Here is a 22,855-nt window from a genome sequence, read left to right as displayed (position 1 = left end):
TGCAGTCATTCTGCACAAGGGAACCGCAACGCCGTGCGCGCGCAAAAGCGGCCGAGCCCCTGCTTTCAATGAGTTGCGGGGTTGGTGCCCCCTGTTCCCCGATCCTGCGTTGCGCCGTTTGCGGGTAGAACCACTACCCGCTGCACGACGCGCCTTGTCTCGGAAAACAGGGGGCACCAACGCGGACGTGCGATTCAATCAGCGTTTCCCTAGAAGTGGTAGCGCATGGCGGCCGACAGCACGTGGACGTGGCCCTTGGTGGTGCCCTGCATGTTCACAAAGGTATCCGCCTGTCCATCCCCGCTGGAATCGAAGCCCCGGGTGACGTCCAGGTCCTCGCTGCCGATGTGGATGTAGCTGTAGCCGAAGTCGAAGGTGAAGCGGTCACTGCTGGTTAAGGTGGCGCCGATGGAGAACCAGGTGCGGTCGCCATCCGGAGTGCGTGTGCTGCGGCCGTCGGTCTGGGTCGGGGTCTGGTCATACTGGATGCCGCCGCGCAGGGTCCAGCGCGGGTTCATTTCGTACTCGGCTCCGACCGCCAGGGCGTAGCTGTTGCGGTAGTTCTGTTCCAGCACCTGTTCGTTGCCCTGCGGCAGCTGGATGCGGATCTCGTCGAAGTTCGACCAGTTGAACCAGGTGTACTGAGCCAGGCCGGTCCAGCGGTCATTGAAGCGGTGGCGGATGCCGATGGAGGCGATATCAGGCAGCTTCAGGTCGGCCTGCCCGGGCAGCACGGAGACAGGCCCGCCCGCGGGCTCGGTGATGGTCGCCGTGCCGCTCAGGGTGTGGGTTATGCCGTCGCGGTAATGGATGCCGAGGCGGGTGTCATCGCCCAGATCGAACAGCATCCCGATGTTGAAGCCGATATCCCAGTTGTCGCCCTCGAGCTTGAATTCGCCATCGCTGGCGGGCGTGGGCGGGAAGCCGCCGGGGATGGCGCTGCGCAGGGTCGCGTCGGCGTACTGCAGGTCGAGGCCGCCGCCGATGGAGATGCGGTCGGTCAGGTCGAAGGCGATGCTGGGCTGCAGGTTCAGCACCTGCAGGTCGGATTCCAGCGAGTCGTAGCGGGCGAAGAAGTCATCGTTGTATTCGTTCTTCAGGCCGAAGGGCGCGCTGAGGCCAAAGCCCAGCCAGACGCGTTCGGAGTACTGCTCTGCCCAGTACAGGTTGGGGATCGGGGTCGGGTCGTAGGGGTTGTTGCCGTCGCGGCCCTCGTACGGGGCTCCATTGATGGTGGAGCTGCTGCGCCTGACCTTGGCCTCGGGGGCCAGCAGATACACGCCTGCCTGCACCTCGTTGCGTTCCAGGCGGGTCATGCCGGCCGGGTTGAAGTAGATGGTGCTGGCATCGGAGGCGATGGCGGCCTCTCCGGCATAGGCGCGTCCGAGACCGGAGACCCCCTGTTCCTGGATGTAGAACCCGGCCGCCATCAGCGTGGTGGGCGCGGCGAACAGGACGGTGCTGACTGTGGCGGCAAGCGCCAGACGGCGCGAAGGCTTCAAGGTCATGCGGTCTCCCCCTGGTTGTTTTGTTCTGGAGGGAGGCCGCGGTCGGTCTGGCGCACGCGGCGCGGACTCCCCGCAGCGGACACTACCGATTCCGGGGAGATGATGCCAACCGCATCACGTTTTTCTGTCAGGTCACCAGGATCAGGCCCACCAGCGCGGCCATGCCGCCGCCGATCAGCAGCGCGAGGGTGCGCCGGGTAAAGCGGCCGAGGATCAGGCGCGCTGCGCGCTCACGCATGCCGAAGGCATCCTGCAGGCCCACAATAGCGGCGATCAGGCCCCCGACCAGCAGGATGATTCCAAGGATCTGGGTCATCGGTCAGGCCTTGTGAATCAGCCGGAGCAGGCCCAGCAGAAGTACGGCGCCGACGGTGGCGGCGGCGAGGCTGCCGATCAGCCCGCCGGCCTGGACCCCGAGCTGGGTGAACAGCCAGCCGCCGAGGAAGGCCCCGATCACGCCGACCACGATATTGAGCAGGATGCCCTGCCCGGAGCCGTGCACCAGCAGTCCGGCGAGCCAGCCAGCGATGCCGCCGATGAGCAGGAGGAGGAGAAGGGATTCGATGGCCATGATGTCGCGCTCCTTGCGGGTAACGGAGTGTTGGAGTGTGCCGAGGTCGCTGCGTTCCCCGAAAAGCACGGTGGCGAAGGGTTCGACTGTACAGGGCACGCGGCTGGGCCGCCCATCAGCGGTGGCCTCCGCAATGGATGGCAACCCCTTCGTTATGGGTATTTTTGAGAACCATTCCGCAAAACCCTAGTCTCTGTATCGGACATTCATGGATCCGTCATGGACGGGGTCAGCCAATCCGCGCGGCCTGTCGACGGGAAGGAAACCGGAATGCATGAACCGAATGATCGCTGCTCCGCGGGCTGGCGCCCGTCATCCCGCGGACAGGGCCGCGCGCTGCTGCCCGCCGCGCTGCTGGCGCTGCTCGCGGGTTGTGGCGCCGAGGACGGGCAATCCGACTCGATGGTCTCGAATGCCAGCGCCGGCGAGCGGCTGGCGCCGGTGGAGGAGACCGGCACGCTGCGCGTAGTGACCCGCAATGCGCCCACCACCTGGTACTTTGACCAGCATCTGGAAGCGGCGGGCACGGAGCATGATCTGGTCGAGGGCTTTGCCCAGGCGCATGGCTGGCAGGTGGAGTGGGTCATGGCCGAATCGGTCTCCGGTGTGCTCGAGACGCTGGCCTCTGGCGAGGCGCATATGGCCGCGGCGGGGCTGACCCATCTCGCCTCGCGGGACGAGCGCTTCCGACGCGGCCCGGAGTACATGGAGATCACCGAGCAGGTGGTCTGCCATCGCGACTTCGATGCCATGCCTGAATCGGCGGACGACCTGGGCTCGGTGGATCTGGTGGTCTCGGCCGGCAGCAGCTACGTGGAGACCCTGGAGCAAGTGCTTCCGGAAGCGGCCGGGTTCGAGGTCCGCGAGATCGGTACCGAGCGGCTGATGGCGCAGGTCGCCCGGCAGGAGATCGACTGCACCGTGGCCGACTCGCATATCGTGCGCTACAACCGCCGCTCCTTCCCGCATCTCGACATTGCCTTCGATCTGTCCGAGCCGCGCACCCTGGGCTGGTACGTACAGCCGGACCAGGAGGCGCTGGCTGAACTGGCGGGCGACTGGATGCAAGGTGATGGCGGCCGGGAACTGCGCGAACTCGTGGACGAGCGCTACTACGCCTACATCGATCAGTTCGATTTTGTCGACCTGCGGGCGCTCAACCGGCGCATCGAGGACCGCCTGCCGCAGTACCGGCCGTATTTCGAGGAGGCGGCCGAACGCACCGATCTGCCGGCCGATCTGCTGGCGGCCCTGGCCTACCAGGAGTCGCACTGGGATCCGGAGGCGCGCAGCCCCACCGGTGTGCGCGGTCTGATGATGCTGACGCAGCGCACGGCCGAGTCCCTGGGGGTGGATCGCCTGGACCCGGTGCAGAGCATCGACGGCGGGGCGCGCTACCTGCAGCGCCAGCACGAACTGCTGCCCGACGACATTGACGAGCCCGACCGCACCTACCTGGCGCTGGCGGCCTACAACATCGGCCGCGGGCACCTGCTGGATGCGCGCCGGCTGGCGCGCGAGCTGGGGCGTGATCCGGATCGCTGGGCCGACATGCGCGAGACCCTGCCGCTGCTGACCGAGGAGCGCTACTACCAGAACCTGCGCTTCGGCTACGCTCGCGGCTACCAGCCGGTGTACTACGTGCAGCGCATTCGCAACTACCGCGACGTGATCCGCCCGGTCTTCGTGGCCGAGGACGAGCTCCCGTCCGACCGGATCGTGGTCAGGCGCGACTGATCCCGGGCCGGCGGGCGTTGCCCGAGACCAGTGCATCCAGCGCCTGCTGCCAGCGCGGTTCCAGCCGAGCCGGCAGCCAGGCGCGCACGTCCGGTGCCGGCGGCGTTCCCTGTTGCAGCCAATGTCGCAGGCGCTCGGTCAGGGCCGCGCCATCGCCGGCGGGATAGCGGCAAGTGTCTGGATATTGCTCGCGGTAGGCCAGGGCATCCGGGACCAGTGGCGTCGCCCCGGCGGCCGTGGCCTCCAGTACCGCGAGTCCCTGGAACTCGTGCAGGGCGGTGCTGACGACGATGCCCGCGCGGCCCAGCAGGTCTTCGTATTCCCGGCGCGGCAGCTTGTCATCCGCCACGATGCGGTCACCGAGGGTGGCGCGCAGCCGCTGCAGGGCCTCGGGGGGCTGCGCGGGCCGCGCCCCCAGCAGGGCGAGCCGGAAGTCCACGCCGGCCTCCCGCAGCCTTAGCAGCGCCTCGACGAACACCTCCGGCGCCTTGTCGTACTCCCAGCGGTGGTTCCACAGGATCAGGCGCGGATCGCGCGGGTTGTCCGCCGCGGCGGGTGGCGCGACCGGGACGGGCAGGACCTCGCTGCGTGCCTGCAGCCGGGTGCGCAGGCCTTCAGGGACATGATCCGGCATCCGCGAGAGCAGGGCGTCCATGCCATCCAGGAACGAGTCGCGGTTGAAGGCGGAGTTGAAGGCCACGCGGTCCGCCGCCAGTGCCGCGTAGATCTGCACCATCTGGGGCTCCACGGAATCCACCTGGTCGCGGCCGACCGGGTAGGCGAACTGGTTTTCGTGCACGTAGTACAGCGTGGGTGGCCGGGCGAGTGACGGATGCAGGCCGCGCAAGGTGGCCAGGTCCACCATTGAGGTGGCGATGACCGCATCGGCCTCCACGCCCGCGAGCCGGTCCAGCCAGGAGACCGGGTTGCCGCGGATGCGCCAGCGGAAGTGCCGCCCGGGCAGTTCCTGCACCTCCCAGTCGAATTGACCGAAGGTCGTGGTCAGCCAGTCGACCCAGGCGGCGTGACTGTCGGCCCGGTAGGCGGAGAGCAGGAGGATGCGCGAGCGTGGCGGCATGCAGGCGGGCTGGCGGTCGGGAGCGAGGCCCTACCTTGCCGCTGCGCGGTGCATGCCGCAATCGCATCATCGGCTACGGCATGCGCGGTCAACGCGCGGTTGCGCTCCAGCGTTCGCTGGCCATGGGCGTGTCGACCGGGGTGCCGGCGATGTGGTTGGTGTAGTTGGACAGGGTCTTCAGGCCGATCGCCAGGATGACCTCCAGCATCTGCGCGGGAGTGTGCCCGGCGTCCAGAAAGGCCTGCTGGGTGGGCTCGTCAACCCAGCCGCGCTGTTCGAGCATGGCGCGGGTGAACTGGCGCAGGGCCTCCAGTTTGGGGTCCCCGATCACGCGGTCCTCGCGCAGCGCGGCGATGATGTCGTCGGGTACGCCGGTCATGCGACCCGTCATGCTGTGCGCGGCCATGCAGTAGTCGCATTCGTGGTAGCGGCTGACGGTCAGCAGCAGGACGCCCTGTTCGGTGGGGCTCAGCGACGTCTTCTGCAGCAGGTCGTGGAGCGCCAGGTAGGCCTCGGCCAGGGCCGGCGCGCTGGCCATCTTGCAGATCAGGTTGGGGACCATGCCGAAGGTTTGTTCGGCTCGGTCGAATACGGCTTGCGCCTCCGGGGCGCTAGCGGCGTCGTGCAGGGGGAAGCGTTCATCGCGCATGGGGTACCTCCGGGGGCGGGTGGGTCAGGAGTGTGACCAGCGCCGGGCCCAGGCGCAGAACCGTCGCCGGGTCCTGGTCGGCCTTGGCCATCACCAGGATCCCTTCCATCAGGGCCAGCCACTGTTCGGCCAGCGCCTCGGTGTTGGTATCGCCGGGTAGTTCGCCGTCCTGAACGGCCTCGTCCAATACGGAACGGAAATGGGCGGTGACGGCGTCCAGGTGCCCCCGAATCGCCCGGCGCAGGGTCGCGTTGTGGGTCCCCATCTCCACGGCCAGGTTGCCGAAGGGGCAGCCGGGCAGCTGGCCGGATTCCGCCTGCATGCGGGTCTCGAAGGCGTGGATCGCATGGACGAACGCCTCGATCCGGGCGTGCAGGCCGTTGGCGCCGGCGAGCCCCGGGATCAGCACCTCGCGCTCGAAGTCGGCGTAGAGGGCGTCCAGCATCGCCAGGGTGAGCGCCTCCTTGCCGGGGAAGAAGTGGTACAGGCTGCCCTTGCGCACGCCGGCATGGGCACAGATCTCGGCAATGCCGACGGCGCTGTAGCTGCGACCGACGATCAGTTCGCGCGCAGCCCTCAAGAGTGCGTCGCGGCTGTCGACGCGGGCCCGGTGGGTCGGGGTTGGGGTTGGGGGCGCTGTCATGCCTTTGCACACTAGTTGACCGGTCGGTAAAGTGCAAGGAGCAATCGTCCAGGAGGGCCCAAGCCGATGTCCCGAATTCCCGACATGCATGCAGCCACTGACGCCGCCGGCGTATCCATTCCCGCGGAGTACGCGGACATCTGGGAGGATGACTTTGGTGTGCGTGGCTGGAAGCTGGATCTGCCGGGGCGTGGCGCGGACGTCATCGCGGCGACCCCGTATACCGGCGAGCGTATCCCGACCTCGGTGTTCGTGCATGACATCGTCGACCATCACCTGTGCGGTTTCGCCCTGTCCGGTTATACCGACGAGGCGGGGGCGCTGATTCAGCTGGCGGAACGTACTGGCTCCGATCCGGTGCCGGACTTCGTGCAGATCATCGACGAGGACCTGCTGCCGGGGGCCTTCGAAAGCGGCGACTGGCGCGAACTGCTGCCCGCGTCCCTGGTGACGGCGGTGGAGGCGGCCTCGGACACGCGCGCCGGCATGGCCCAACTGCGCGCGCAGTGGGGTGACGGTGTCCTGCGCGCGCTGTGGCTTGCCGGGTTCGTGGCGACGGGCTGGGGGCTCGCGGCGGGCGCGCGCGAGGCCTGGGGGCGTCACGGGCTGGACTACGCCCGCCGCGCCGCGACCGCGCGCGCACTGCAGCGGCTGTTCGAACGGGTGGATGCCACGGTGCTGGATCAGGGCTGGGTCCGCGCGCGGGGCGTGTTCCGGGTCGCCCCTGCGGGGGTGGGGTTTCGCTTCGAGGAGCCGGCCGCGGGCCGCGACGAGTATCTGCCCATCACGGATGACTGAGGGGGCGAGCGCACCCCTTCGGAGTGTTCATGTACGGGCGGTGGGGAGCTCCGGTGACGGGCGGTGCAGGTGGTAGCCCTGGGCCATGTCCACGCCCAGTTCGGCCAGCATCTCCAGGGTCGGGCCGTCTTCCACGCATTCGGCGACGGTCTGCTTGTCGAGGCCCCGGGCGACGTCGACCATCGCGCGGATGAAGGCCTGATTGTCGCGGTTGTTGGGCAGGTCGCGCACGAACATGCCGTCGATCTTCAGGATCTGCACGCCCAGGTACTTGAGGTAGGCGAAGGTGGAGAACCCGGATCCGAAGTCGTCCAGACAGACGGTGCAGCCGGTGTGCTGCAACGCCTCGATGAAGCGCTGGGCATCCTGCATCTCGGAGACCGCCGCGGTCTCGGTCAGTTCGATGATCAGCCGTCGCGGTTCGACCCCCTGCTGTTCCAGCTGCTGGGCGATGTATTGCGGCAGTCCCGGTTCGTCGAAGCTGCGCCCGGAGATGTTGATCGCGATCCCGGGGATGGCCGGGTCCCCGGCCAGTCGGCGGATGCTCTCGCGGATCACCCAGCGATCGATGTCGAGGATCTGCCCGGTCTTCTCGGCTATCGGGATGAACTGGCCGGGCATGGCGATTTCCTCCGGGGACGCCGGGTCGCGCATGCGCACCAGGGCCTCCATGTGGTGCAGGTGGCCATCGCCGACCGCGTAGATCCCCTGGTAATGCAGCTCGAAGTGTCCCTGCTCCAGCGCGGTGCCGATGCGCTGGCTCCAGGACATCCGCTCCAGCATGTGCTCGGCGGTGTTGCGGCTGCGGTCGAATACCGCCCAGGTGTTCTTGCCCAGGTCCTTCGCCTGGTACATCGCGGTGTCGGCGTGGGCCACCAGGTCCTCGACGTTGTCGCCATGCTCCGGAAAGTGGGCGATGCCGATGCTGGCGGTGAGCCGGTAGTTCTGGCCGCGGAAGCGGAACGGGATCGCCGAGATCGCGCGGCCCACGCGTTCGGCCAGTTCGATCGGCTCCTGCTCCGACTCGCGATCCACCAGGATCGCGAACTCGTCGCCGCCCAGGCGGGCAAAGATATCCTGACTGCGCACCAGCGCGGCGATCTCGCCGGCGGCGCGCACCAGCACGGTATCCCCGGCCCGGTGGCCGAAGGTGTCGTTGATGGTCTTGAACTCGTCGAGATCGAAGTACAGCAGGGCGAAGCGCCCGTTGCGCCGCCGCTCGCTGTGGATCACGTGTTCCAGGCGTTTCTGGAAGTGATGGCGGTTGTACAGGCCGGTCAGCGCGTCGTGTTCTGCGAGGTAGACCAGTTGCTGGGCGGTCTGGCGCTCGTGGGTCACGTCCTCGTACAGCCACAGTCGACCGATGGAACGCTCGTCGGTGTCGTGGACGGGGTAGGAGACCTGGGTGAGGATGCGCCCGTCGTACAGGTCGACCTCGAAGCGTTCGCTGATCTCGTGGGTATCCAGCACGTGCAGCACGTGGCGCGAGGCGTGATCCGGCCGCGCGAAGCGGTGGGTGGAATGTTCCAGTACCTCGCGCGAGGGACGACCCACCAGTTCCACCTCGCTGCCGATGGCCCACATGCGCCGGAAGGCCGGGTTTACGTATTCCACCCGGCCCTCGCGGTCCTCGAACAGGATGCCGATGCTCATCGCCGAGAGCAGCGCGGCCATGCGCCCCTGCTCCCGCCGGGTCAGTTCCAGCAGGCGCGTTTGCTCGTCGCGCGAGGCTTCCAGTTCGGACAGGGCCTGGAGCAGGGCCTCCTCGTTGCGCTTGCGCTGGGTGATGTCGTGCGAGATCGCCACGTAGCGTGCGGTCTCGCCGCGCGGGGCGACCAGTTGCAGGGAGATCTCGACCGGTACCTCGAAGCCGTCGCGATGGCGATGGCTGGTCTCGAAGCGGAACTGGTCACGCTCGCCGCGGCGCAGCGGCTCGATCAGCTGACGAAAGCGGGGCTCGGGGTAGTCCGGCTTGATGTCATAGGGGTGGAGTTCGAGCAGTTCCTCGCGCGGGATGCCGGTCTGGTCCACCGCGCCCTGATTGACATAGATAAAGCGCAGGGTCTCGACGTCGAACAGGAAGACCGCGTCCAGAGTCAGGTCCAGGGTCGAGCGAAAGGATTCCAGTTCGTCGGTCCGGGCCCGCAGGGTCTCGCCGGTGGTGACCAGTTCGTCGGCATCGATAACATGCCCCTGCAAGTACTTAAGGCGCCCGCGATCGTCGAAGATCCCGGCGCCGCGCTCGAACACCCAGCGCTCCCCGCCATTGCGTCCGATCAGGCGCCACTGGATCTGGTACTGGCCGGTCCGCTGCAATCCCTCGGATACCTCGCGCCAGACCCGGTCGCGGTCTTCAGGGTGCACCAGATCGTTGAAGCTGAGGCGTTCGGCGAAGAACCTTTCGCGCGAGTAGCCGGTGAGCTCCTCCAGGGCGCCCTCGGCGTTGATCACGTCCCAGTTCGGGTTGTTGCGGCAGCGATAGACGAAGCCGTCGATGGTGTCGAGTACCCGCAGCAAGTCGTCGCCCTGCTGGGTGCCCAGCGAGCGGGTCAGGGTCATCATCCCGATGACGGCGAGGAGGGCGGCGAACATGCGCAGCAGTTGCACCGGTAGTCCGCTTGCCTCCAGGAAGTCGGCATGGGTCGGCAGCCACTCGGGCAGAGCCGGGTCGACAGTGCCCGGAAACGGCGTGATCAGGGCGTACCCGAGGAAGGCCAGGGCGAGGACGGCCAGGGCCGGGTACTGGCTGGCATGATCGTCGGCGTCGGCGGTGCGCTGGAGGGACCCCCGCAGCAGAAGCAAGAACGCCAGGCCGGACAGTACGGCCCCCGGAAGGCCGACCAGGTAGCGCCCGCCATTGGCCAGCCCGCGCGCCGGGTCCTCGGCCATACCGACGAGCAGGAGCACCGCGACGGCGATCAGCGGATAAAGCCACAGGGCGTCAAGGCGCAGGCGCGATGGACTCGCGAGCAGGGCGCGGCGCCCGAACTCCAGAAGCGGCAGGTAGGACAGCAGTTGCCAGGTGGCATTGAGCCACGGGTCGCGCGCCGCCGGATAGTGCAAGCCCGCGGCCTGGAGGAATTCGTAGGCGCCATGGATCAGGCCGAACAGACCCAGCAGCCAGAAATGTCGGGCGAACGGCAGGGATCCGTCCCCGCGGGGCAGGACGAAAGCGACTACGCCAAGGGAGAAGAAGGCCAGGCCATAGACCAGGTACAGGACGGTGAATCCGGCGAGCGAGAGATCCATCAGTGGCAGCCGCTCGCATTGGAGGGTGCCTTACCGGCGGGGATGCGGGTCAGCCGGGTCAATGGGTCGGACACGCAGTTTCCTTTCGGCCACAGGGCGGAGCCCGCCGGAGCCGGTCTACGAAATCAGGTGTCTAGCTTGCGGGGTTGTGTGGCGGGGATGCAAGCCATGGCCGGGGAGGGACATGAGAGGGGGTATCCGGCCCGCGGGCGCGGACCGGATATGCGGGCCGGGATCAGGCTCCGACGTATTCGTCGCACCAGCCGTCGGCGTTCACTTGAACGCCCTGGAAGTCGGCGTGGAAGCACTGACCCCACTGGTCATCACCTCCGCCCCAGAAGGCGCAGTTCTTGCACTTCTCGCCTTCGGAGTAGTCCGCGTGGTCGGCGTCGGCCGCATCGTTCACGTAGTTGTGGGCGTGGCCGTCTTCGGCTTTCGTATCGGCCTTGGCCGAGGAGATGCCCACCATGCTGACGACCGGGATGGCCGCCACGGCAGCGGATGCCTGGCGCAGGAACTTACGACGGTTCGCATTCGGTTGATCGGACATGAGGTCCTCCGTTTGCTTTCTGAATGGATGGTTCTTCTTGTTGCCAGTTGGAGCGAACGACGCACGCTGGATACGTGCGGGCTCAACCCCTTCGAGCCCTCGGGCCCTTGAGGGTTCCCTCGATTTTTGCGGGGATCCCCGAAGCCTTCCGGCGATCGTGGTTCGGCAGAGGGGATGCACCGGGGCCGGGAAAAATTCCATGTCGAGCGCCGGGTCCTGCCTGATGTGATGAAGATCGCGTCAGGCTGGTCTACCATTAGAGTTTTCTTATTCATTCGAATCAGGAGGTGCCCGATGCAGTACCGTAAGACGATGGTGATGTTCGCCCTGGGGGCGCTGGCGGCCATGCCGGTGGCCCAGGCCAGTGCGGTGGATCGCGGCATGGAGCCCAGCGTGGCACTGCTGGGCGGTGTAGTCTCGCCGGACCTGTCGGATGCCAGCAGCGATGGTGCCTACGGGGTCGAGATCGGCGCCAACTGTCAGTTGTTCCAGCCGGCCACCGGCGTGCTGCGCCATCATCTGAGCGTGAGCCGTTACAGCGACGACCCGCTCAAGATGACCAGCGCCGAGGTGAACAGCCACTGGATGTTCGAGCCGAACGAACGGCTGTCGCTGGGCTTTGGTCCCGGCATCGGCTACGTGCGGGCCAAGCTGGATGACGACCGCAATGGCCTGTGGGCGGCCCAGCTGGGTGGCAGCCTGAAGTACCAGCTGGACCGGCAGTGGTTTCTGGGGCTGGAGGCGCGTTACCAGTTCACCGAGAGTGACCGCTTCGACGGCCGTCGCGCCGATGCCGACAACATGCGCGTGATGGGCAAGGTGGGCATGCAGTTCTGATCCGGCGGGTTGCCCGGCGTCCGGGGCCTTGCCGGCCCCCGGGCGCCGGGCGACGATAGGGCGACGTTGACACAGCAGGGCGTTGCCCATGACCGATACCCCCGACCCTACCGATCCGGGTGACAACCGGGAGACCCCCGCCTGGCACAGCCGGTCCGCGGATGATGCGCTGGAGCACTGGGGCTCCGCCCGCGAGGGGCTGTCGGCGGTTGTGGCCGAGGAACGTCTGGCGCACTTTGGCCCCAATCAGTTGCGTCCGCCGGAGCGGGCGGGCGTAGTCCGGCGCTTCCTGCGCCATTTCCACAACGTACTGATCTACATCCTGCTGGTCGCGGCGCTGGGGACGGCGCTGCTCGGGCACTGGGTGGATACCGGCGTGATCCTGGCCGTGGTCCTGATCAATACGCTGATCGGGTTCGTCCAGGAGGGCAAGGCGGAGAAGGCCCTGGATGCCATCCGTCGCATGCTGTCCCCGCGCGCGGTGGTAACGCGCGCAGGCGAGCGTCGCGAGATCCCGGCCGAGGAGCTGGTGCCCGGCGATATCGTGCACCTGCAGGCCGGTGACCGGGTGCCCGCCGACCTGCGGCTGTTCGAGACCAAGAACCTGCGCCTGGAAGAGGCGGTCCTGACCGGCGAGTCGGTGGCGGTCGAGAAGGATACCGCCACGGTGGAACGGGAGGTCGACCTTGGGGACCGGCGCGGCATGGCCTTCTCCGGGACGCTGGTGGCCTTTGGCCGCGGTGCGGGCGTTGTCGTGGCCACCGGCGAGCATACCGAGATCGGACGCATCTCCACCATGCTCGGCGAGGTCGAGGGGCTGGAGACGCCGCTGGTCCGGCAGATGGAACAGTTCGGTCACTGGCTGGCGGCCGTGATCGTGGTCATCGCGGCGGCGACCTTCGCCTTCGGTTACTGGGTGCGCAGCTATCCGCTGGACGAGATGTTCCTCGCGGCGGCGAGCCTGGCGGTGTCCACCATCCCCGAGGGCCTGCCCGCCATCATGACCATCGCGCTGGCCATTGGGGTGCAGAAGATGGCGCGGCGCAATGCGATCATCCGGCGCCTGCCGGCGGTCGAGACCCTGGGGTCGGTCTCGGCCATCTGTTCCGACAAGACCGGCACGCTCACCCGTAACGAGATGACGGCGCAGACGCTGCGCACGGCCACCCGGGAGATCCTCGTCAGCGGCGTGGGCTATGCGCCGCAGGGGCAGTTCTCCGAGGAGGAACGGGATCTGGACCCGGACGAGGACCCGCTGTTGCGCGAGGTGCTGCGGGCGGGGCTGCTGTGCAATGACGCCCGGCTCTACCAGAAGGATGGCGACTGGGTGATGGAGGGCGACCCGACCGAGGGCGCCCTGATTACGCTGGCGCAAAAGGCCGGGCTGGACCCGCGCCTGGAAGGCGAACGCCTGCCGCGCACCGACGTGATCCCGTTCGAGTCGGATCATCGCTACATGGCGACCCTGCACCACGACCACGACGGTCACGCCCGCATCTTCCTGAAAGGGGCGCCCGAGCGCGTGCTGGAGCTTTGCAGCGAGCAGCAGGTAGATGGCGAGACCCGCGAGGCGCTGGATGGCGAGCGCTGGCACGTCGCCATGGAGGCCGTGGCGGCCCGCGGTCAGCGCCTGCTGGCCGTGGCCGTGCGCGACACCGAACCCGATCACGGCGAGCTGCGTTTCGATGATGTCGAGGCTGGCGGTTTTACCCTGCTCGCCCTGCTGGGGATCATCGACCCGCCACGCGACGAGGCGATCCGCGCGGTGGCTGAGTGCCGCGCGGCGGGGATCGACGTCAAGATGATCACCGGCGACCACCTGGCGACCGCCCGGGCGATCGGCGAGCAGCTGGGCCTGGGCCGCGAGGCCGAGGCGCGGTCCGGTCACGAGCTGGATGCCCTGGACGAGGCGGCGCTGGCCGGCGCCGCGGAGCGTACGGACGTCTTTGCGCGGACCTCGCCGGAACACAAGCTGCGCCTGGTGCGTGCCCTGCAGCAGGGCGGGCGTATCGTGGCGATGACCGGCGACGGGGTGAATGATGCCCCGGCGCTGAAGCGGGCGGATGTTGGCGTGGCCATGGGGGGCAAGGGGACCGAGGCGGCCAAGGAGGCCTCCGAGATGGTCCTGGCGGACGACAATTTCGCCTCCATCGCGCATGCGGTGGAGGAGGGCCGGACGGTCTACGACAACATCCGCAAGGCCATCCTGCATATGCTGCCGACCAATGCCGGGCAGTCGCTGACCATCATGATGGCGATCCTGATGGGGCTGGCGTTGCCGCTGACCCCGGTGCAGGTGCTGTGGGTCAACATGGTGACCTCGGTGACCCTGGCCATGGCGCTGGCCTTCGAGAAGGCCGAGCCGGGTGTTATGCAGCGCCCGCCACGGGCGCCGGACACGCCCCTGTTGTCCGGGTTCCTGCTCTGGCGCATCCCGTTCGTGGCGTTGCTGCTGTGGGCCGGGACCTTCGGGCATTTCGTCTACATGGAGACCCTGGCCGGGGTGGCCGACGAGGTCGCGCGTACCGTGGCGATCAATACCCTGGTGGCCGGGCAGGCCTTTTACCTGCTGAATCTGCGTCTGATCCATCAACCGGTGCTGCCGGGCGGCGAGCTGTTCCGCTCGCGCGCGATGTGGCTGGCCATCGGGGTCCTGGTGCTGCTGCAGCTGGCGTTCACCTACGTGCCCGTAATGCACACCCTGTTCGGGACCACCGCCATCGGCGCGGACGACTGGGCGCGCATCCTGGCCTTTGGCCTGGCGGTGTTCGTGATCGTGGAACTGGAAAAGCTGGTGGTGCGCCAGGTGCTGGCACGCCGGCGCGGGGTGTTGCCGCGCGCCGTCTGACCGAACGCGCGCGGGTCGGGCAGAGCGCGTTTCCCGGAGCCCCGGCTCAGTGGGCGGGCCGGGCCGGCAGTTTCCCGCCGAGCAGGGCGGTTGCCTGTGTCGCGTCCACCGGGGGCGAGTAGTAATAGCCCTGCGCCAGCGAGCAGCCGAGGGCGCGCAGCGTGGCGGCGTGGGTGTGGCTTTCCACGCCCTCGGCCACGGCCTCGAGCCCGAGATTGCGGGCCATGTGGATCACGGTCTGCACCAGGCGCTGACTGTATTCGTCGCGATCCAGCCCGGCCACGAAGCTGCGGTCGATCTTGAGGATGTCCAGCGGCAGGCGGTGCAGGTAGCTGAGCGACGAGTAGCCGGTGCCGAAGTCGTCCATCGCCAGGCTGACGCCCAGCGCCTTCAGGCGGTGCAGGGTCTCGATCAGTTCGTCGAGGTTGCCGAGGGTCGCCGTCTCGGTGATCTCCAGGCGCACTTGCGCGGCCGGGATGCCCGTGCCCTCCAGGATGGTCTGCACCTCGTCGACCAGTTCCGGTCGTGTGAGCTGGCGGGCGGAGAGGTTGGTGCTGATGGTCAGCGGGGCGCCCGGGAAGTCCTGGTTCCACTGCACCAGTTGCCGGCAGGCGGTGTAGAACACCAGCATGTCGATCAGGTGGACCTGCCCGGTATCCTCGGCGATGGGAATGAAGTGGTCGGGCGGCACCAGCTCGCCATTGCGCTCCCAGCGTACCAGGGCCTCGAAGCCGGTGATGCGGTCCTCGCCGAGCGACATGATCGGCTGGAAGTGGACCCGGAAGTCGCCGCGTTCCACCGCATGGCGCAGGTCCGTCTCCAGCGCCAGGCTTTGCAGGGCCTGGGTCTGCATGCCCGGGTCGCAGAACTCGCAGCGCGCCTTGCCCAGTGACTTCGCGCGGTACATCGCCATGTCGGCCTCGCGCATCAGGTCGTCCGGGGTGGCCGGGCGGGCCGGGTCGTCCGGCGCGACGGTCTCGCGGGCCGGGCAGCTGTGGCCGTAGGGCCGGGTGGCGATGCCGATGCTGACGGTGACGTAGACATCCTGGCCGGCGATGGAGAAGGGTTCGTGCAGCACGGCCTGCAGGCGTTCGGCGACGCGCAGGGCATCCACCGGTTCGTTCAGGCCCTCCAGCAGGATGGTGAATTCGTCGCCGCCCAGGCGTGCCAGGGTGTCGTCCGGACGGTTGGCCTCGTCGCCCTTGGGGCGCGAGACGGTGTCGTTCTGGCGCAGCGCGCTCAGCAGGCGCTGCCCGACGCGCACCAGCAGTTCGTCGCCGGCCGGGTGTCCCAGGCTGTCGTTGACGACCTTGAAGCGGTCGATGTCCACGAACAGCACCGCGAACAGGTTGAAGGGTTCGCGCGTGGCGCGGGCGATGGCATGGGCCAGCCGGTCGTGGAACAGGCGCCGGTTGGGAAGCCCGGTCAGCTGGTCGTGCGAAGCGTTGTGGAGCAGGCGCTCCTCGTGCCGGTTGCGCTCGATCACGCGGCCCAGCTGGACCCCGATCTGCCACATCAGCCATAGCAGATCGGGATCGGTGGTGGTGGGCTCGGTGGCGAAAAATTCGAGGACACAGGCCACCTCGTGGCCGACCATGACCGGGAAGGCGAAGCCGGAGCGCAGGCCGCTGGCCGTTGCCTGAGGCGCGCGCGGGAAGTTGTCGTCCGCCGCGAGATCCTCGATCCACGCGGGCTCGCCGTGGTCCAGCACACGGCCGGGCAGCCCCTCGCCGGGGCCGAAGCTCGTGTTCTCGGTGCTGTCGCGAAAGGCGGTGAAGGGCTCAGCAGAGGCGAGATGCCAGATGCCGGTGGGGTCTAGCTGGCTGTGGCCACTGTGTTGGTTCGGTCGGGCCAGGTAGGCATGCCCCACCGGCCAGTCCAGGTAGCGTCCGATCGCGGCCAGCGCCGCGCGCAGTACATGCGCGATGGAGTCGGACTGGTTCGCGGTGGAGGCAATGGTGTTGAGCAGCTCGATCTGCTGCTGCTTCGCGTAAACGTCCTGCAGCCGGGTCTCGGCCAGCGTCTCGGCGCGGCGGCGAGCCGCGCGTTCCTGCTCGACCAGGGTCTGCAGGCGATCCCGTTCGCTATCCGTCGCGAAGTCGCGCGCGCGTCGGTTCACGCGCACCCCCCGTGGGCGAGGCAAATTGTGCGCGTCCGAGGCCTGCGCGTCTGGGTGTACTGCATGGGCCACTCCCGGCCGTTATGGTGCGCTGCGTCCCTTGCCGGTAGAACCACTCCCGGCTGCGTACCGCGCCTAGCCTCGGGAAATCTGGGGTGCCAACGCGAGTGTGGACATTAACCAGTGTTTCCCTTGCCAGCCGGTACACGCGGAGGCGTCTCATCCGGAAGACGCCTCCGAGTCCCGTGCCATTCCGTGCGCATTGTAGGGCCCCGGCGCATGCGGCGCATCAGTCGGCGGGGTGGGTGACCCAGGGTTCGCCCATGGCCTCCTCCCAGTCCGCCTGGGTGGGATGGTTGCGGTCGTAGCGTTTCCAGGCCTCGAAGATCTCGTCCGGCCAGTGTGACTGCAGCCAGGCGATGATCGCCTCGACGTCCTCCTCCGACAGGGTGTCCTCGAAGCTGGGCATGGCGCCGCCGCGCGCCTCGGCGCCATAACGGATCATGTCCTTCAGCTGCCAGTAGGGGTGGTGCCAGGTGTGGGCGCTGCCATCCAGCGGGGGCGGTGGCAAGGTGCCGTCCGGGTTGCGCTGGCGCCAGTTCTCGGCGCCCTCGCGCTGGGCTCCGTGGCAGGCGATGCAGTGCTCCTGATAAAGCCGTTCCCCGCGCTGCAGGATCTCCGGGTCGGTGGTGCGTTCCAGGTGTTCAGGGGTGCCGGAGGCCCCGCCGAATCCGTCGCAGCCCGCCAGCGTGGCAGCGGACAGGAACAGTACCGCGCCGGCGAAGCCGGCGCGGTGGGTACGCGGGCCCGGCATCAGTCCTGAACGTCCGGCTCGCCGGCACCGTCGGCCGGCGCGTCGTCCCCGCGGAAGGCGTCGCGTACCGAGCCCCAGGCCTTGCGCGAGCCGTCACGGATGCCGCCCCAGGCGTCGCGGGCGCCATCGCGCACCCCGCCCCAGGCGCCGGAGGAGCGCTCGCGCATCTCGCCCGACCATTCGGCCAGGCGGTCCCGTTCCTCGACCAGGCCGTCATAGGCGCGTTCGCGGCGCTCGCGGGTGGCGTCGCTCAGGTCGTCCCAGCCCTCGCGGATGTTGTTGCCCAGGCGGCTCAGCTCGCGGTCCATCGCGTCCAGGGTCTCGCGGGTACGGGAGCGGGTGGCCTCGCCGGCCTCCTCGCCTTCCTCCTGGAGTTCCTCGCGGGTCTCGGCCCAGGACTCGCGCAGTTCCTCCATCTCGCTGGCGGTGGCATCGTCCTCCATGGCGGCATCCGATTCGTCGCTGGCCGTGGGTTCGTCCCCTGCGTGGGTATCGTGATCGGCGGCATACAGGGGGCTTGCGGCCAGCATCAGACCGCACAGCCCGGCGAGCAGGATGGGGCGCAGTTCGAGCAGGTTCATGTCGGGTCCTCCGGGGTGCCGCGGGGCGGCTGACCAATGATGTTGATCTCTCATGGTAGGACGTTTCGCGCTCCGGTATGTTTCCAGGGAGCGGATGATTTGCGAGGCAGTCCACGTGATGTACTGGAGAAGGCAGGTTGCAGGGGGTGTGCTGGCGCTGCTTCTGGCGGGTTGCGCCACGTCGACCCCGGATCCGGGCGATGACGGCACGTCCTCGGGGTTGCCCGAAGGATGGGAACCCGCGCCGACGGCCTTCGAGGCCCAGGCGGTGCCATCGCTTGAGCCGAGGGTGATGCCGGGTTCCGCGGTGATGGAGTGGTTCGCGGCCAGTGGCTGGAAATCCGGCCTGGCCGTCGACTACGCGGGGCTGGAGATCGACCAGCCGCGCCCGGAACGCGCGGAGGTCCGCCTGACCGGGCTGCGTGATGATGCCGTCGAGGCCTACGAATTCCGCCTGGAGCTGGAGCAGGCGGAGGCCGGCTGGGTGGTGCGCACGGTGGAACGCCGGGCCATCTGCCGCCGCGGCCTCGCCGACAGCGGCCTCTGCCTGTAACGCTTCGTGGAGGATATGCGCAGGGAAAAGAATATTCACCACGAAGTGCACGAAGGCACGAAGAAGGGCGAGGGCAACAGCGGTTCGACCACAGAGGGCACAGAGATCACGGAGAAGGACAAGGGGGGCGGGATAATTGTTCAGGATGACCCGCGGGCTGGAACAAAGCCGTTCGCCACCAGGAACGCTTACAACAAAAGGATTTTCTTCGTGCCTTCGTGCGCTTCGTGGTGAATCAACAGGCCCTTGATTTTTGAGCCTTGAAGCCCTTCTCTGAGTCCTCCGTGTTCTCTGTGGTGAATCGAGACTTGCGGCTGGTTCAGCGGCGGCGGGCGAGGGTCAGGCCGTCGCCGATGGGGGCCAGCGAGAGGTCGATGCGTTCGTCGTGGTGCAGGGCATCGTTGAAGGCGCGGATCGCGCGGGTGTCTTCGCGCGTGTCGTCCGGGTCGGCGACGCTGCCATGCCACAAGGTGTTGTCGACCAGGATCAGGCCGCCGGCACGGACCAGGCGCAGGCAGTGCTCGAAGTAGTCGGGGTAGCCGGTCTTGTCCGCGTCGATGAAGGCCAGGTCGAAGCGGCCAGTCTCGCCTTCGGCCTCCAGTGCCTGCAGCGTGTTGCCGGCCTCGCCCAGCTCGAGCCGGATGCGACCGCTGACCCCGGCGCGTTCCCAGTAGCGCCGGGCCGTGGTGGTCCACTGCGCGCTCTTGTCCAGGGTAACGACCGTGCCGTCCTCCGGCAGGGCCAGCGCGATGGCCAGCGCGCTGTAGCCGGTGAAGGTCCCGATCTCCAGATAGCGCCGCGCCCCCATGAGCCGCGCCAGTAGCGCCATGAACTGGCCCTGCTCCGGGGCGATCTGCATGTTGGCCTCGGGCAGGTTCGCGGTCTCGGCACGCAGCTCGGCGAGTATCTCCTGCTCGCGCAGCGAGTGCTCCAGGAGGTAGTCATACAGGGGGCCATCGAGTCCGATGGAACGATTGGACATCACGCGCTCCGGGGTTGTGGGTGAGGGATCAGACGGTCCAGCCATCGGCGCAGGACCGGTGTGGCCAGGACGATCAGGATGACCAGGGTGCTCCACTCGAGCCAGGCGGGCAGCATCTCGCCGGCGGTGCCCATCTGCGTGGCGACGTCGACCCCGGTGTGGGCGAGTCCGGCGTCCAGGGCGAGCCCCAGCGCGATGGTGGTGACCGCGATACCGGTCAGGTAGAGCAATAGCGCCGGCGTGCCCAGTTCGCGGCGAAACACGCCCAGGGTCGCCAGGCTGGTGATCGGTGCGGCCAGCAGGAACACCAGCACGGTGCCGGGGGAGACCCCGGCCGCGATCAGGCCCACGGCGATCGGTGTTGCGGCGGTCGCGCAGAGGTACATGGGGATGCCGATGACGGCCATTACGAGCATGGCCGGCAGGCCCGATCCCCAGGCGGCCAGCGTGGCCGGCGGGACCAGGGCGAGCAGGGCGCCGGCGACCAGCAGGCCGATCACCAGCCACAGGCGGATATCGTCGAGCACGCCGCCAAAGGCATAGGCGAGGCCCGCGCGCAGCCGTGCGGACAAACGCTCCGGGGCCTCGGGTGTGGCGCAGCCGTCGGCGGTCCCGCAGCATCCGCCGCAGCTGTCCGGTTCGCCCCGCGGTGGGTCCGGACGCTCGGTCGCGGCGCGGGTGCGGCCCACCAGCAGGCCTGTGGTGATGGCCGTGACAATGGCGCCCAGGGCCCGGGCCACGGCCATCATGGGGCCCAGCAGGGCATAGCTGATGGCGAGCGAGTCGACGCCGACGCCCGGCGTGCCGATCAGGAAGGCGGTGGTGGGGCCCCGCCCGGCCCCGCCGCGGTGCAGGGCCAGCGCGGTCGGGATGGCCCCGCAGGAGCAAAGGGGCAGGGGGGCGCCGACCACGGCGGCCCGCGCGGTGGCGGGAATGCCCGAGCCGCCCAGCCAGCGCTGCAGGGCAGCCTCCGGAATCAGTGCCTTGACGCCGCCGGCCGCGAGCAGGCCCAGCAGCAGCCAGGGCGCCGCCGTCAACGCGACACTCAGCGTCTGCCTGAGGATGTCGAGGATCATGGCCCGATGTTCCGTCGCGGCGGGGGCAACTGCAAGAAGCCCGCGCTCCGGCGGGCGGTGCGGCCGAGGTCTCGGGCGTCAGCCGCGCTGGCGCGAGATGCGCAGGACGTCGGTCAGGCGGCGCAGACCGCGCATGATCTGGGCCAGGTGCTGGCGATCGCGCACGGTCAGCAGGAAGGTCATCGCGGTGGAGTGGCCATCCTGCTCGTTGAAGGAGATGTGCTCGATGTTGGAGCCATGGTCGGCGATGACCGCAGCCATGTCGGCCAGGGCCCCGCGGCGGTTGGCCGTGCGGGTGCGCACCGCGGCGGTGAACTGCAGCGAGGGCTCGTGCGACCATTCCAGCGTGATGGTGCGGTCGCTGCGGTCGCGGCTTTCGTGCAGGACGTTGCGGCAGTTTTCCCGGTGGACCACCAGGCCGCGGCCGGCGCTCAGCTGGCCGATGATCGGGTCACCCGGGATCGGGTGGCAGCACCGGGCGTAGTTCAGCACCAGGCCCTCGGTACCGCTGACCGCGAGGGTGGTGGGTGCCTCGTCGGCCGCGGGCTCGGGGGCGTCCCTGCCGGCCATCTGGCGGGCGACCAGCGAGGCCATGCGGTTGCCCAGGCCGATGTCGACCAGCAGTGCGTCCAGGTCCTTCAGCTGCATCGCGTCCAGCATCTGGTCCAGGCGTGCCGGCGAGATCCGCGGCAGGCTGGTGTCCAGCGACTCCAGCGCCTTCTCCAGCAGGCGTTCGCCCAGGGTGCGGGCCTCCTCGGACTGCATCGACTTCAGGCAGTGGCGGATGCCGGTACGGGCCTTGCCGGTGACCACGAAGGACAACCAGGCCGGGTTGGGGCGCGCGCCGGGGGAGGTGACGATCTCCACCGTCTGGCCGCTTTGCAGGCGCACCGACAGCGGTGCCAACTGACGGTCGATCTTGGCCGCCACACAGCGGTTGCCGACGTCGGAGTGCACTGCGTAGGCGAAGTCGATCGGGGTCGCGTCGCGCGGCAGGACCATGATGTCGCCACCGGGGGTAAAGGTGTAGACCTCGTCGGGGAACAGGTCGACCTTCACGTTCTCCAGGAACTCGATCGAGTTGCCCACGCTGTTCTGGATCTCGAGGACATCCTTCAGCCATTCGCGCGCGCGGCTCTGGGCGGTCCGGGTGGATTCGCCCCCGGCCTTGTACTGCCAGTGCGCGGCGATACCACTCTCGGCCACGCGATCCATCTCGGTGGAACGGATCTGGATCTCGATGGGCACGCCCTGCGGGCCGAACAGGATGGTATGCAGCGACTGGTAGCCGTTGGATTTGGGGATCGCGATGTAGTCCTTGAAGCGCCCCGGTACCGGCTTGTAGAGGTTGTGCACCACGCCCAGGGAGCGGTAGCACGTATCGACGTCGTCGACGATGATGCGGATGGCGAAGACGTCGAACACCTCCTCGAACGAGTGGTGCTTGTCGCGCATCTTGCGGTAGATGCTGTACAGCCCCTTCTCGCGTCCGGAGATGCGCCCGACGATGCCGGCGGCCTCCATGCGCGAGCAGATCGCCTGCTCGATATTGCGCATGGGCTCGCGGCGGTTGCCGCCGGCACGGTGCACCGCGCGTTCCAGTACGGCCGCGCGCCACGGGTGTTTGGCGGAAAAGCCGAGGGCCTCCAGCTCGCGGCGCATGGCGTTCATGCCCAGGCGCTGCGCGATGGGGGCGTAGATCTCCAGGGTTTCCTTGGCGATGCGCCGGCGCTTGTCCGGGCGCATCACGCCCAGGGTGCGCATGTTGTGCAGGCGGTCGGCCAGCTTGATCAGGATCACCCGAATATCACGGGTGATCGCCAGCATCATCTTGCGGAAGTTCTCCGCCTGCGCCTCGGCCTTGGTCTGGAACTGCAGGTGGGTGAGCTTGGAGACGCCGTCCACCAGCTCCGCGACCTCTTCGCCGAACTCGGCGTGGATGCGGTCCTTGCTGGTAGCGGTGTCCTCCATCACGTCATGCAGGATGGCGGCGCAGATCGCCTGGTGGTCCATCCGCATCTCGGCCATGGTGCGGGCCACGGCCAGGGGGTGATAGATGTAGGGTTCGCCGGTCTTGCGGGTCTGGCCTTCGTGGGATTCCGCGCCCAGGAGATAGGCGCGATAGACCTCCTCGACCTCTTCCGGCTCGAGATAGGCCTCGAGCTCGGAACACAAATCGCTGATCAGGAATCGGGTCGAATCACCCGTTGCCGCCGAAACGGCCCCGGGCGCGGCTGGCTGCCCAGCGGCCATTGAAAACCC

Annotated in this window: 19 protein-coding genes; 5 read left to right on the top strand and 14 right to left on the bottom strand. The window is 68.2% G+C overall.

All coding sequences use genetic code 11. The features are described 5' to 3' along the window. Positions 1 to 209 precede the first annotated feature (209 nt). The 3 genes from D107_RS0108595 to D107_RS0108585 all read right to left on the bottom strand — a co-directional run bounded on the left by D107_RS0108595 (position 210) and on the right by D107_RS0108585 (position 2,079). Complete coding sequence (locus D107_RS0108595; RefSeq protein ID WP_018881260.1) at positions 210 to 1,508, bottom strand: OmpP1/FadL family transporter; 1,299 nt, start codon at positions 1,506 to 1,508, stop codon at positions 210 to 212. A 127-nt stretch (positions 1,509 to 1,635) separates the two neighbouring features. Then, positions 1,636 to 1,824 carry a DUF3185 family protein gene (locus D107_RS0108590; RefSeq protein ID WP_018881259.1) on the bottom strand — a complete coding sequence of 63 codons (189 nt, stop codon included), beginning with the start codon at positions 1,822 to 1,824 and terminating at the stop codon, positions 1,636 to 1,638. Positions 1,825 to 1,827: 3 nt separating this feature from the next. Next, positions 1,828 to 2,079: a GlsB/YeaQ/YmgE family stress response membrane protein gene (locus tag D107_RS0108585; protein WP_018879795.1), complete on the bottom strand. Its 252-nt coding sequence runs from the start codon at positions 2,077 to 2,079 to the stop codon at positions 1,828 to 1,830. Between the two features lie 270 nt (positions 2,080 to 2,349). Between D107_RS0108585 and mltF the strand changes: the two genes are divergently transcribed. Continuing rightward, a complete protein-coding gene (mltF, locus tag D107_RS0108580) occupies positions 2,350 to 3,816 on the top strand; it encodes a membrane-bound lytic murein transglycosylase MltF (RefSeq protein ID WP_018881258.1) in 1,467 nt (488 codons plus the stop codon). Here mltF and D107_RS0108575 read toward each other — a convergent pair. The 3 genes from D107_RS0108575 to D107_RS0108565 all read right to left on the bottom strand — a co-directional run bounded on the left by D107_RS0108575 (position 3,803) and on the right by D107_RS0108565 (position 6,186). Then, entirely contained in the window at positions 3,803 to 4,894 is a 1,092-nt protein-coding gene (locus tag D107_RS0108575) for a DUF3524 domain-containing protein (RefSeq protein ID WP_018881257.1), read from the bottom strand. The two genes, mltF and D107_RS0108575, sit on opposite strands and share 14 nt — an antisense overlap. Positions 4,895 to 4,982: 88 nt before the next feature. After that, positions 4,983 to 5,543: a carboxymuconolactone decarboxylase family protein gene (locus tag D107_RS0108570; protein ID WP_018881256.1), complete on the bottom strand. Its 561-nt coding sequence runs from the start codon at positions 5,541 to 5,543 to the stop codon at positions 4,983 to 4,985. Further along, positions 5,533 to 6,186: a TetR/AcrR family transcriptional regulator gene (locus D107_RS0108565; protein WP_026280779.1), complete on the bottom strand. Its 654-nt coding sequence runs from the start codon at positions 6,184 to 6,186 to the stop codon at positions 5,533 to 5,535. Before D107_RS0108565 ends, D107_RS0108570 begins: the two co-directional genes overlap by 11 nt. 84 nt (positions 6,187 to 6,270) lie before the next feature. Here D107_RS0108565 and D107_RS0108560 point away from each other — a divergent pair, with 84 nt between their 5' ends. Further along, complete coding sequence (locus D107_RS0108560; protein ID WP_018881254.1) at positions 6,271 to 6,984, top strand: hypothetical protein; 714 nt, start codon at positions 6,271 to 6,273, stop codon at positions 6,982 to 6,984. 27 nt (positions 6,985 to 7,011) lie between these two features. On the opposite strand, the gene D107_RS0108555 is transcribed toward D107_RS0108560, so the two are convergent. After that, on the bottom strand, positions 7,012 to 10,233 hold the full coding sequence (locus tag D107_RS0108555; RefSeq protein ID WP_018879800.1) for an EAL domain-containing protein: 3,222 nt from the start codon (positions 10,231 to 10,233) through the stop codon (positions 7,012 to 7,014). A 235-nt stretch (positions 10,234 to 10,468) separates the two neighbouring features. After that, the gene (locus D107_RS0108550) at positions 10,469 to 10,783 is read right to left on the bottom strand and encodes a high-potential iron-sulfur protein (protein WP_018867881.1); all 315 of its coding nucleotides are present in this window, start codon (positions 10,781 to 10,783) and stop codon (positions 10,469 to 10,471) included. A gap of 294 nt (positions 10,784 to 11,077) precedes the next feature. Here D107_RS0108550 and D107_RS0108545 point away from each other — a divergent pair, with 294 nt between their 5' ends. Both D107_RS0108545 and D107_RS0108540 read left to right on the top strand, forming a co-directional pair. Next, positions 11,078 to 11,620 (top strand): outer membrane beta-barrel protein, encoded by a 543-nt coding sequence (locus D107_RS0108545; protein WP_018875589.1) that lies wholly within the window; start codon positions 11,078 to 11,080, stop codon positions 11,618 to 11,620. Positions 11,621 to 11,708: 88 nt separating this feature from the next. Continuing rightward, positions 11,709 to 14,468 (top strand): cation-transporting P-type ATPase, encoded by a 2,760-nt coding sequence (locus D107_RS0108540; RefSeq protein ID WP_018881253.1) that lies wholly within the window; start codon positions 11,709 to 11,711, stop codon positions 14,466 to 14,468. Between the two features lie 46 nt (positions 14,469 to 14,514). Here D107_RS0108540 and D107_RS0108535 read toward each other — a convergent pair whose 3' ends face one another. The 3 genes from D107_RS0108535 to D107_RS0108525 all read right to left on the bottom strand — a co-directional run bounded on the left by D107_RS0108535 (position 14,515) and on the right by D107_RS0108525 (position 17,982). After that, a complete protein-coding gene (locus tag D107_RS0108535; protein ID WP_196799930.1) occupies positions 14,515 to 16,593 on the bottom strand; it encodes a bifunctional diguanylate cyclase/phosphodiesterase in 2,079 nt (692 codons plus the stop codon). 283 nt (positions 16,594 to 16,876) lie between these two features. Continuing rightward, positions 16,877 to 17,401 carry a cytochrome c gene (locus D107_RS0108530; RefSeq protein ID WP_018881251.1) on the bottom strand — a complete coding sequence of 175 codons (525 nt, stop codon included), beginning with the start codon at positions 17,399 to 17,401 and terminating at the stop codon, positions 16,877 to 16,879. Further along, the gene (locus tag D107_RS0108525) at positions 17,401 to 17,982 is read right to left on the bottom strand and encodes a hypothetical protein (protein WP_018881250.1); all 582 of its coding nucleotides are present in this window, start codon (positions 17,980 to 17,982) and stop codon (positions 17,401 to 17,403) included. Before D107_RS0108525 ends, D107_RS0108530 begins: the two co-directional genes overlap by 1 nt. A 148-nt stretch (positions 17,983 to 18,130) precedes the next feature. Between D107_RS0108525 and D107_RS14275 the strand changes: the two genes are divergently transcribed. Continuing rightward, positions 18,131 to 18,535, top strand: coding sequence for a hypothetical protein (locus tag D107_RS14275; protein ID WP_081619374.1), 405 nt, complete (start codon positions 18,131 to 18,133; stop codon positions 18,533 to 18,535). A 319-nt stretch (positions 18,536 to 18,854) separates the two neighbouring features. On the opposite strand, the gene D107_RS0108510 is transcribed toward D107_RS14275, so the two are convergent. The 3 genes from D107_RS0108510 to spoT all read right to left on the bottom strand — a co-directional run bounded on the left by D107_RS0108510 (position 18,855) and on the right by spoT (position 22,846). Further along, the gene (locus tag D107_RS0108510) at positions 18,855 to 19,517 is read right to left on the bottom strand and encodes a class I SAM-dependent methyltransferase (RefSeq protein WP_018867873.1); all 663 of its coding nucleotides are present in this window, start codon (positions 19,515 to 19,517) and stop codon (positions 18,855 to 18,857) included. Beyond that, positions 19,517 to 20,593, bottom strand: coding sequence for an SO_0444 family Cu/Zn efflux transporter (locus tag D107_RS0108505; protein WP_018867872.1), 1,077 nt, complete (start codon positions 20,591 to 20,593; stop codon positions 19,517 to 19,519). Before D107_RS0108505 ends, D107_RS0108510 begins: the two co-directional genes overlap by 1 nt. 78 nt (positions 20,594 to 20,671) lie before the next feature. Beyond that, entirely contained in the window at positions 20,672 to 22,846 is a 2,175-nt protein-coding gene (spoT, locus tag D107_RS0108500; protein WP_026279325.1) for a bifunctional GTP diphosphokinase/guanosine-3',5'-bis pyrophosphate 3'-pyrophosphohydrolase, read from the bottom strand. Between the last annotated feature and the right edge of the window lie 9 nt (positions 22,847 to 22,855).

The organism is Thioalkalivibrio sp. ALE30 (assembly GCF_000377465.1).
Taxonomy (GTDB): domain Bacteria; phylum Pseudomonadota; class Gammaproteobacteria; order Ectothiorhodospirales; family Ectothiorhodospiraceae; genus Thioalkalivibrio.
Note: the sequence above shows the minus strand (reverse complement) of the source record. Positions and strands in the feature narration are given on the sequence as shown.

Bases quoted from the DNA above. Each gene is read 5' to 3' on its own strand.
- D107_RS0108525 (WP_018881250.1), bottom strand. From the start codon at position 17,982: ATGAACCTGCTCGAACTGCGCCCCATCCTGCTCGCCGGGCTGTGCGGT.
- D107_RS0108595 (WP_018881260.1), bottom strand. From the start codon at position 1,508: ATGACCTTGAAGCCTTCGCGCCGTCTGGCGCTTGCCGCCACAGTCAGC.
- D107_RS0108570 (WP_018881256.1), bottom strand. From the start codon at position 5,543: ATGCGCGATGAACGCTTCCCCCTGCACGACGCCGCTAGCGCCCCGGAG.
- D107_RS0108555 (WP_018879800.1), bottom strand. From the start codon at position 10,233: ATGGATCTCTCGCTCGCCGGATTCACCGTCCTGTACCTGGTCTATGGC.
- D107_RS0108585 (WP_018879795.1), bottom strand. From the start codon at position 2,079: ATGGCCATCGAATCCCTTCTCCTCCTCCTGCTCATCGGCGGCATCGCT.
- D107_RS0108575 (WP_018881257.1), bottom strand. From the start codon at position 4,894: ATGCCGCCACGCTCGCGCATCCTCCTGCTCTCCGCCTACCGGGCCGAC.
- D107_RS0108505 (WP_018867872.1), bottom strand. From the start codon at position 20,593: ATGATCCTCGACATCCTCAGGCAGACGCTGAGTGTCGCGTTGACGGCG.
- D107_RS0108545 (WP_018875589.1), top strand. From the start codon at position 11,078: ATGCAGTACCGTAAGACGATGGTGATGTTCGCCCTGGGGGCGCTGGCG.
- mltF (WP_018881258.1), top strand. From the start codon at position 2,350: ATGCATGAACCGAATGATCGCTGCTCCGCGGGCTGGCGCCCGTCATCC.
- D107_RS0108560 (WP_018881254.1), top strand. From the start codon at position 6,271: ATGCATGCAGCCACTGACGCCGCCGGCGTATCCATTCCCGCGGAGTAC.
- spoT (WP_026279325.1), bottom strand. From the start codon at position 22,846: ATGGCCGCTGGGCAGCCAGCCGCGCCCGGGGCCGTTTCGGCGGCAACG.
- D107_RS0108530 (WP_018881251.1), bottom strand. From the start codon at position 17,401: ATGCCGGGCCCGCGTACCCACCGCGCCGGCTTCGCCGGCGCGGTACTG.
- D107_RS0108590 (WP_018881259.1), bottom strand. From the start codon at position 1,824: ATGACCCAGATCCTTGGAATCATCCTGCTGGTCGGGGGCCTGATCGCC.
- D107_RS0108565 (WP_026280779.1), bottom strand. From the start codon at position 6,186: ATGACAGCGCCCCCAACCCCAACCCCGACCCACCGGGCCCGCGTCGAC.
- D107_RS0108550 (WP_018867881.1), bottom strand. From the start codon at position 10,783: ATGTCCGATCAACCGAATGCGAACCGTCGTAAGTTCCTGCGCCAGGCA.
- D107_RS0108510 (WP_018867873.1), bottom strand. From the start codon at position 19,517: ATGTCCAATCGTTCCATCGGACTCGATGGCCCCCTGTATGACTACCTC.
- D107_RS0108540 (WP_018881253.1), top strand. From the start codon at position 11,709: ATGACCGATACCCCCGACCCTACCGATCCGGGTGACAACCGGGAGACC.